7 protein-coding genes are annotated in these 7,145 nt (G+C 65.5%); 5 read left to right on the forward strand and 2 right to left on the reverse strand.

The window, feature by feature from the left end:
* The first annotated feature begins 262 nt into the window (after positions 1-262).
* The 4 genes from VF515_04170 (at position 263) to VF515_04185 (ending at position 4,812) form a co-directional block, all read left to right on the forward strand.
* Positions 263-1,048, forward strand: coding sequence for an ABC transporter ATP-binding protein (locus tag VF515_04170; protein ID HEX7406831.1), 786 nt, complete (start codon positions 263-265; stop codon positions 1,046-1,048).
* Positions 1,045-2,211 (forward strand): FtsX-like permease family protein, encoded by a 1,167-nt coding sequence (locus VF515_04175; protein HEX7406832.1) that lies wholly within the window; start codon positions 1,045-1,047, stop codon positions 2,209-2,211. The genes VF515_04170 and VF515_04175 overlap by 4 nt, the downstream gene beginning before the upstream one ends.
* Positions 2,211-3,389 (forward strand): ABC transporter permease, encoded by a 1,179-nt coding sequence (locus VF515_04180; protein ID HEX7406833.1) that lies wholly within the window; start codon positions 2,211-2,213, stop codon positions 3,387-3,389. Before VF515_04175 ends, VF515_04180 begins: the two co-directional genes overlap by 1 nt.
* Before the next feature lie 193 nt (positions 3,390-3,582).
* Positions 3,583-4,812: an efflux RND transporter periplasmic adaptor subunit gene (locus tag VF515_04185; GenBank protein ID HEX7406834.1), complete on the forward strand. Its 1,230-nt coding sequence runs from the start codon at positions 3,583-3,585 to the stop codon at positions 4,810-4,812.
* Between the two features lie 24 nt (positions 4,813-4,836).
* On the opposite strand, the gene VF515_04190 is transcribed toward VF515_04185, so the two are convergent.
* A complete protein-coding gene (locus tag VF515_04190) occupies positions 4,837-6,009 on the reverse strand; it encodes a sulfotransferase (GenBank protein HEX7406835.1) in 1,173 nt (390 codons plus the stop codon).
* A gap of 304 nt (positions 6,010-6,313) precedes the next feature.
* A complete protein-coding gene (locus VF515_04195; GenBank protein ID HEX7406836.1) occupies positions 6,314-6,655 on the reverse strand; it encodes a hypothetical protein in 342 nt (113 codons plus the stop codon).
* A gap of 245 nt (positions 6,656-6,900) precedes the next feature.
* Here VF515_04195 and VF515_04200 point away from each other — a divergent pair.
* Positions 6,901-7,145, forward strand: a 245-nt coding sequence (locus VF515_04200; protein ID HEX7406837.1) for a hypothetical protein, incomplete at its 3' end; no start/stop codon positions are given.

Raw genomic sequence — 7,145 nt, forward strand, 5'->3', positions numbered from 1 at the left:
CCGGCGTTTGTGGCGGAGGTGTTCCCGTTGGGTGAGTGTCGTGATCTTGCGCTCGCATTGGTCGAGGTCGATCGACAGCCCGACTTCGTAGGCAAACAGGACGTGACATGTCCCCTTGCTGACGTGGAGAGACGATGATGCCACCGGCATGATCATGTTGGTGGCATACTGACAGATTTCTCTTTCAGGTGCAGCAGTCGACCATGCTCCATAGTTCGGCCTCTCGCGTGAACCAGCACGCTGCGTTAGGATAGCCGCCGCCATGCGCGCGCAGGCTGAGTCCCCCGTCATTGTCATCCGCAACGTCTCGCGTCGCTACGTGCGTGGGGTGGATGAGGTGCACGCTCTGGAGGACGTATCGCTCTCGATCCCGGCCGGCCACTTCGTCAGCTTCATGGGACCGTCCGGCTCCGGAAAGTCGACTCTGCTCAACCTGGTGTCCGGTATCGATAGGCCTAATGCAGGTGAGGTGCTCGTTGCCGGGCAGAGGCTCAACGATCTCTCCGAAGACGAACTGGCGCACTGGCGTGCCCGCCACGTCGGCTTGATCTTTCAGTTCTTCAATCTGATCCCCGTGCTGTCGGCACGGGACAACGTGGCGCTGCCGTTGCTCCTCACCCACCTCGGCAAGGCCGAGCGGCTCCGGCGCGCGGAGACGGCGCTCGGCATCGTCGGGCTCGAACATCGGCTCGACCATTTCCCCCGCACGCTGTCGGGCGGCGAGCAGCAACGGGTGGCCATCGCGCGTGCCATCGTGACCGACCCCGACCTCATCGTCGCCGATGAGCCCACCGGCGATCTCGACGCGCGCAACGCCGAGGCGATTCTCGCCCTGCTCCGCCAGCTCAAGCAGGACTTCGGTAAAACGGTGGTGATGGTGACGCATGACCCGCGCGCGCTGCGCTACGTTGACGATGCCTATCACCTCGACAAAGGCGTGCTCCTCGAAGGCGAGGACGCGGCGCGCGCCGCCGCGGCGCTCATGGCGGCGGCGGGGCACCCGCCAGCACTCGGCGGCGCCGTTGCCGGCATCCGTGTGGGACCGTGAAGTACGCCGGTCTTGTCCTCGCCAATCTGCGACGCAACAAACTGCGCACCGCGCTCACCGGTGGTGCCATCATGTTGGCCGTCGTCCTGGTGTGCTTGCTGCTGACGATGCCCGCCGGCCTCGACGCGCTCTTGGCCAATGCCACCAACAACACCCGCATTTCCGTGCACAATAAGGCCGGCATCGTCTACTCGATGCCGCAGTCGTTCGTGCGCAAGGTCCGCCAGGTGGACGGTGTCGCCGCCGCTGTGGCGATGACGTGGTTCGGCGGCGCCTTCGAGGAGGCGGGACGAGTCACGTTTCCCAACTTCGCCGTCGAGGTGGAACATATCGGCGCGGTGTACCCTGACTACCCGATTACGGCGCAGCAATTGGCCGACTTCCGGCGCTATCGTGACGGCGCCATCGTGGGGCGGCAGATCATGCACAAGTACGGCTGGAAGATCGGAGATCGGGTGACCCTGCGCAGCACGGTGTGGCCGGTCAACCTCGACTTCCGTATCGTCGGCGAGATCGCGAGTGACATCGCCCCTTTGTTCTGGATGAACCGCGAGTATCTCGACCAGGCGCTCAAGGCCCAGGGCCGCTCGGGTCTGGGGATTGCCGGAATCATCTGGGTGCGCGCCAGCGATCCCAATCGGGTGAACGCGATCATGCGCACGATCGACGATCTGTCACGCAACAGCGAAGCGGAGACGGCGTGCGAGACGGAGAAGAGTTTCTTCTCGAATTTCTTCGGCTCGCTGCAGGGTTTCGTCACCATCCTTCTCATCGTCACGGCGCTGGTGGCGCTGTGCCTCGTGTTCATCGCCGCCAACACGGCGTCCATGGCCGTGCGCGAGCGTGCCGGTGAAATCGCGGTGCTCAAGGCGATCGGCTTCGGGCGTCGCGTGATATTCGGGACACTGCTGGCGGAAACCGCCACGCTGTCGGCATTCGCCGGCGGCGCCGGCGTCCTGATCGCGGTGGGCTTGACGCGAGCCCTGCGGGTGTTTTCAGGTTGGAGCGAAGCGCTCGGCCCGCTCGGCAACTTCATCGTCACCGTACCGGTGATCGTCCAGGGCATCTGTTTGTCACTGCTCGTCGGGCTGTTGGCCGGCGTGGTGCCGTCGTACGGCGCGGCGCGCAAGTCGGTGGCCGAGACACTGCACGAGATTTTCTGATGCTGCTGCCGCTGTCCTACAGCCTGCGCAACCTGCGGGCGCGTCCCGGGCGCAGCTTGATGACCGCCGGCGTCATCGCGCTCGTCGTCGTCGCCTGCACCCTGTTTCTCGGGTTGATATCGAGCCTGAAGCGGACCTTTGCGACCAGCGGCGACCCGCTGAATCTGGTGGTGATGCGTAAAGGCTCCGACAACGACGGCTCCAGCCAGCTGTCGCTGGAAGCCTTCCACGCCGTCCGCTTTTTCGACGGCATTGCGCGCGATGCGGAGGACCGGCCGCTGGCATCGCCGGAACTGGTGGTGCAACCCTTCTTCCGTACGCGCAGTGGCGGCCGTGAGAACGTCCTGGTGCGTGGGGTCGAGCCGGTTGCGCTCGCGGTGCATGACCGCGTGCGCATCAGCGAGGGCCGCATGTTCACGCCGAGCGCACACGAGGCTGTCGTCGGCCGCGGCGTGCTGGGGCGGTACGCCGGGGCCGAGCTCGGGAATGCGCTCGAGTTCGGGCGGGGCAAATGGAAGGTCGTGGGAATTTTCGACGCCGGCAGTTCGTCGTTCGAGAGCGAAGTGTGGGTGGACGTGCGGGAGTTGGCCAATGACGCGAAGCGCACTTTCCCCTATTCCGGCATCCGCCTGCGCGTGGCGGCACCCGCGGATCTGGAACCGCTGCGGCGGCGTATCAACGACGACCCGCGCTACGCGCTCGAAGCGCAGCGTGAGACCGACTACTACGCCAAGCAGGCGAAATCGGCGGACTCGCTGTACGTGCTGGTGGTCGGGATCGCCGTGCTCGCCGGGATCGGCGCGGGTTTTGGTGCCTCCAACACCATGTACGCCGCCGTGCAAGCGCGGACGGCGGAGATCGGAACCTTGCGGGCGCTGGGCTTTTCACGCCGCGCCATCCTGTCGGCATTCGAGATCGAGTCAGTGGCGCTCTCGGGTGTCGGCTTCCTCGTCGGCGCCGGGTGCGCTATGGGCCTTTCGCTCGTGCTGGAATGGTGGATCGGCAGCGTGGCCTTTGGCGCCAGCACCTTTACCACGAGTGTGGTCACGCTCCACGTCGCCGCATCCGACCTGGTGGGCGCCTTCGTTCTTGCCCTCATCATCGGCGTGTGCGGTGGCCTTGGGCCTGCCTGGCGTGCTGCCCGCTTGCGTCCCATTGAGGCGCTGCGCAAAGCTTAGGGGGCTGGAGTGAAGCATCAAAGTCTGAGAGCGTGTGAAGAAATCGCTGGGCTGGAGCAGTGCTCCAGCCCTCAAGAATCAGGCCGGCGGGCGACACCAATATCCCTTGAGGGCGGGAGCGGTGCTCCCGCCCGACGTGAGCGAGCACGCCAAGCCCAGCATCGATTTAATCACAGACACTGAGAGGGCGAGAGTGACCAGGGACATGACGACCCCGGAGGTTGAACGTCAGGACAGGCTCCGCAACGATCTTGCCTCGTTGAGCATCGACCGCAATGCGCCCGTGAAGCCAGCAGGGAAGGGCAGGGCGCGGACCATTGTCTCACTCGCGATCATTGCGGCAGTCGTCGCGCTTGCCGTCTGGACGATTGCCGGCCGCAAGCTGCCCGTGGTCGTCGCCTACGCGACGCTGTCCACATCGGGCCAGGACGGCCCGCTGCCGGTTCTCTCGGGCTCGGGATATGTGGTCACCGGCGACCGCTACGTCTCCGTTGGCGTGCGCGTTCCCGGGCGTATCGATCGCTACTTCGTCGAAGAGGGCCAGAGCGTGCACAAGGGCGATCCGCTGGTGCAGATCGATGACCGCGACTACCGCGCCGCAGTGGGCCGTGCCGCAGCGGGGTTGGAACTGGCGCGGGCGAATCTGAAGCTGGCCGAGTCCGAGCTCAGGCGCGGCAGCGAATTGCGTGGCCAGCATGTCATCTCCCAGCAAGAACTCGATGTCCTGGAGAACAAGACCGCGGTGGCGCGCGCGTCCGTTGGGCAGCTGACCGCCGAACTCGATCAGGCCCGTGTGAACCTCGATTATACGTTGCTGCGCGCCCCCACCGACGGCGTGGTGCTGGCTAAAACCAAAGAGGTGGGTGAGATCGCGGTTCCGGGCGGCTTCGTGGGCTCGGGTGACCTGGTGCGGCTTGCCAATCTGTCGGACATGCGTGCGCAGGTCGATGTCAACGAGGCCGACCTCAACCGCGTCCGTATGGGTCAGCCCGCTCAGGTCACGCCTGACGCCTACCCCGATGCGCGGTACCCGGCCGAGGTGGTCAAGCTCTATCCGCAGGTGGACCGGCAGAAGGGGACGCTGCGGGTCGAGGTGCACATCCTCAAACCTGACGCGCGCTTGCTGCCGGACATGAGCGCGCGTGTCACCTTCCTTGCCGAGCCGACGGCCATCGGGCAGGCGGAGAAGGCTGCCGCGCAGGGACTACCGGTACTCGTGCCGGTGGCCGCACTGCGCCGCGACACGCAGGGAAATAATTTCGTGTGGGTGGTCAGCGAGGACCACGCCCGTCGGGTCGCCGTCGAAACCGCCGGCGACGTCGGCAATCGCGTGCGCGTCGTCAGTGGACTCAAGGGTGGCGAAGCCGTCGTCGTGGGTGACCCTCCCACACGTGACGGCCAGCGGGTGAAGCTCGCGCCATAGTGTGGCGTCGCTACGCTGTGGTCGTCACTCGGGTTTGAGATCGAAATACCGCATGTAGGCCGCAAAGCGGTCGAGGATATCCTCCCGCGTAATGCCCACGTCCTCCATCGTGTGGCGGTGCTTGCCGTGCTCGCGGTTGCTCTCCTGCCAGTGGCGCATGCGCCGCTCGCCTTCGGCGGAGAGCTGCAGGCCAAAGCGCTCGTAGATGCGTTTTACCGAAGCGATGGGATCAGCGACGAAGTCGCGGAAGTAGAGGTCGAAGAACTGCGCGGGAGCATGTTCGCCGCGCACGGCAATGGCCTTGTCGGCGCCCGCGGCCCACACTTCAAGCTGCTCCCTGGCGATGGCGGTACGGTCGATGTCCTGCTCGTAAATGGCGCGGAAGCCGGCGATGAGACTGATGTACGAGGACAGCACCTGCGTCGGATCGCGGTGGGTCTGCACGATGCAGGCGTCCGGGTACACCGTCAGTAGCGCGCGCAAGTGCTTCATGTGGACGGGATACTTGAGGATCCAACGGCGCTCCGGGCTGGTCGAGCCGATGAGGGAGACCAGCTGTCGATGGCGCGCGTAGGAGGCGACGTGGTGCCCGCTTTCGTACCACTTGGTGTAGGAGGGCACCGTGGCGTTCACCTCGAAGGCGTCGTCGGTAAAGCTCTGCGCCAGCAGGTGGCGGCATTCTTCGGCCAGGTCCGGTGCCATCAGGTGAATGCTCTTCAAGGACGGATCGAAGGCGTACATGCCCTCGATCTCCGCCGCCGATTCTTGGAAGTCCGGCAGACCTGCCCACTGGCTGCGTGGTGGGCGGGGCTGCGGGTGTGCGGCCAGCCAGTACTCGAGCGCTTGGGTGTCCGGATCTTGCCCGAGCAGGTGATGCAGTGCGGTGCTGCCGGTGCGGACGAGACCCAAGACAAAGATCGGCCGCCGGATCTCGGTGGGGAGTCGCGCCGCGTGTTCTTTCAGCAGGAGCTGTGAGCGCAGCCGCGCCTTCAGCGCCTGCACCAGGCCCGCACGCGCGGCTTGACGACCTGCCGGGTGAAACTTGGCCTCGCGGTCGTAGGCGTCCAGCACGACGCGAAGCCCCTCCAGATATGACGGGTCGCCGAAGTCGTCGGAGCCGACGTCCCGGATCGCCTCCTCGTGCAGCGCCGGCTCGGAATCAACAAAACGCGCGTTTGCGTCCACGGCTGGATTCATGGCTTCTCCTCGTATGAGTTCGGCCAGTCGGCCGGTGAACTCAGGTGTGGCCGTATCCCCACGATTGGCCACGCTTAGACCAGAGCTGCCGCCGCGGTCAACACCTCGGCCAGCTACAGCTTTACCGCTAGTGCCGACCGGACGCTGGTGGCCAACTTTACGCCGACCCACACGCCGGCGCCAACAGTGACGCCCACACCGGGCTTCCGCGGCGCTTCCCTCCCTCCTCCTGCTTCGCCACTTGGCCGCGAACCCAAGATGCGCGTCAGGCGAACAAGAAAAAAGCCCCCATTTCTGGGGGCTTTCAAAGGGGGTCTGGCGCTTCGCCGTCGCCGGTGATTCGCGGAACTGCGGCGATGTGGTCATGCCGCTTATTGCGCAGGGGGCGCGCCGGCATCAGGTCGATTTCTATTGGCACCTCGGCGATTTCCGGCGAATGACGGACGTCGATGAAGACATCCAGCACCAATACTACGGAACTCTTACCCTGGATGACTATCGCCGCAACGCCTGGGGCGACTTCATCGCCAACCAGATCGTCCCATTCGGGGCACTCCCTGTCTACCTGGGGATCGGCAACCACGAGCTCTACAAAGACGCAGACCGCGACAAGAGCCGGGCCGATTACGTCGCGCAGTTCGCACACTGGCTCGACGCCCCGGCGCTCCGGGCCTGGCCCGTGGTAGCTAGGCGCATGCCGCGGGGGCCGCGACTCGATGTGGCCGACCCAGCACTGAGGAAGCCGTCGCCGCCCTCAGCTGAGCCGCCTGCGGCAGGTGCGCCCCCGTACCGGCCGCGACGCGATGGTGGCGGACGTCGTGCCGCAGAAACTGCAGTTGTTCTGCCCGATGGCGGTCGCTACATTGTAGGGTGGATACCCACGGTGGTTAGATGTGGACCAAGGCACAATCAACGGCATCGCCACCAGCGTCAGAGACCCATACGTCGCTGCCTCACGCTGACACGATCCGTGTCCGTCAGCTCGCAGCGCCGATCGCCCGTTTCATAGCGGCGCTGCTGCCGGTGGCATTGGGGGCGGTGCTGGGTGCCCTGGTGTTGTACGAGTTGCAGACCTCGGCATTGGAGGCCGAGCTGCTGTCGCGCTGGGCGGCGCGCGCCACCTACACCGTCGGCGA

The sequence above is a fragment of the Candidatus Binatia bacterium genome, from assembly GCA_036382395.1.
In the GTDB taxonomy this organism is placed as follows: Bacteria; Desulfobacterota; Binatia; order HRBIN30; family HRBIN30; genus JAGDMS01.

Bases quoted from the DNA above. Each gene is read 5' to 3' on its own strand.
- VF515_04170 (HEX7406831.1), top strand. From the start codon at position 263: ATGCGCGCGCAGGCTGAGTCCCCCGTCATTGTCATCCGCAACGTCTCG.
- VF515_04180 (HEX7406833.1), top strand. From the start codon at position 2,211: ATGCTGCTGCCGCTGTCCTACAGCCTGCGCAACCTGCGGGCGCGTCCC.
- VF515_04190 (HEX7406835.1), bottom strand. From the start codon at position 6,009: ATGAATCCAGCCGTGGACGCAAACGCGCGTTTTGTTGATTCCGAGCCG.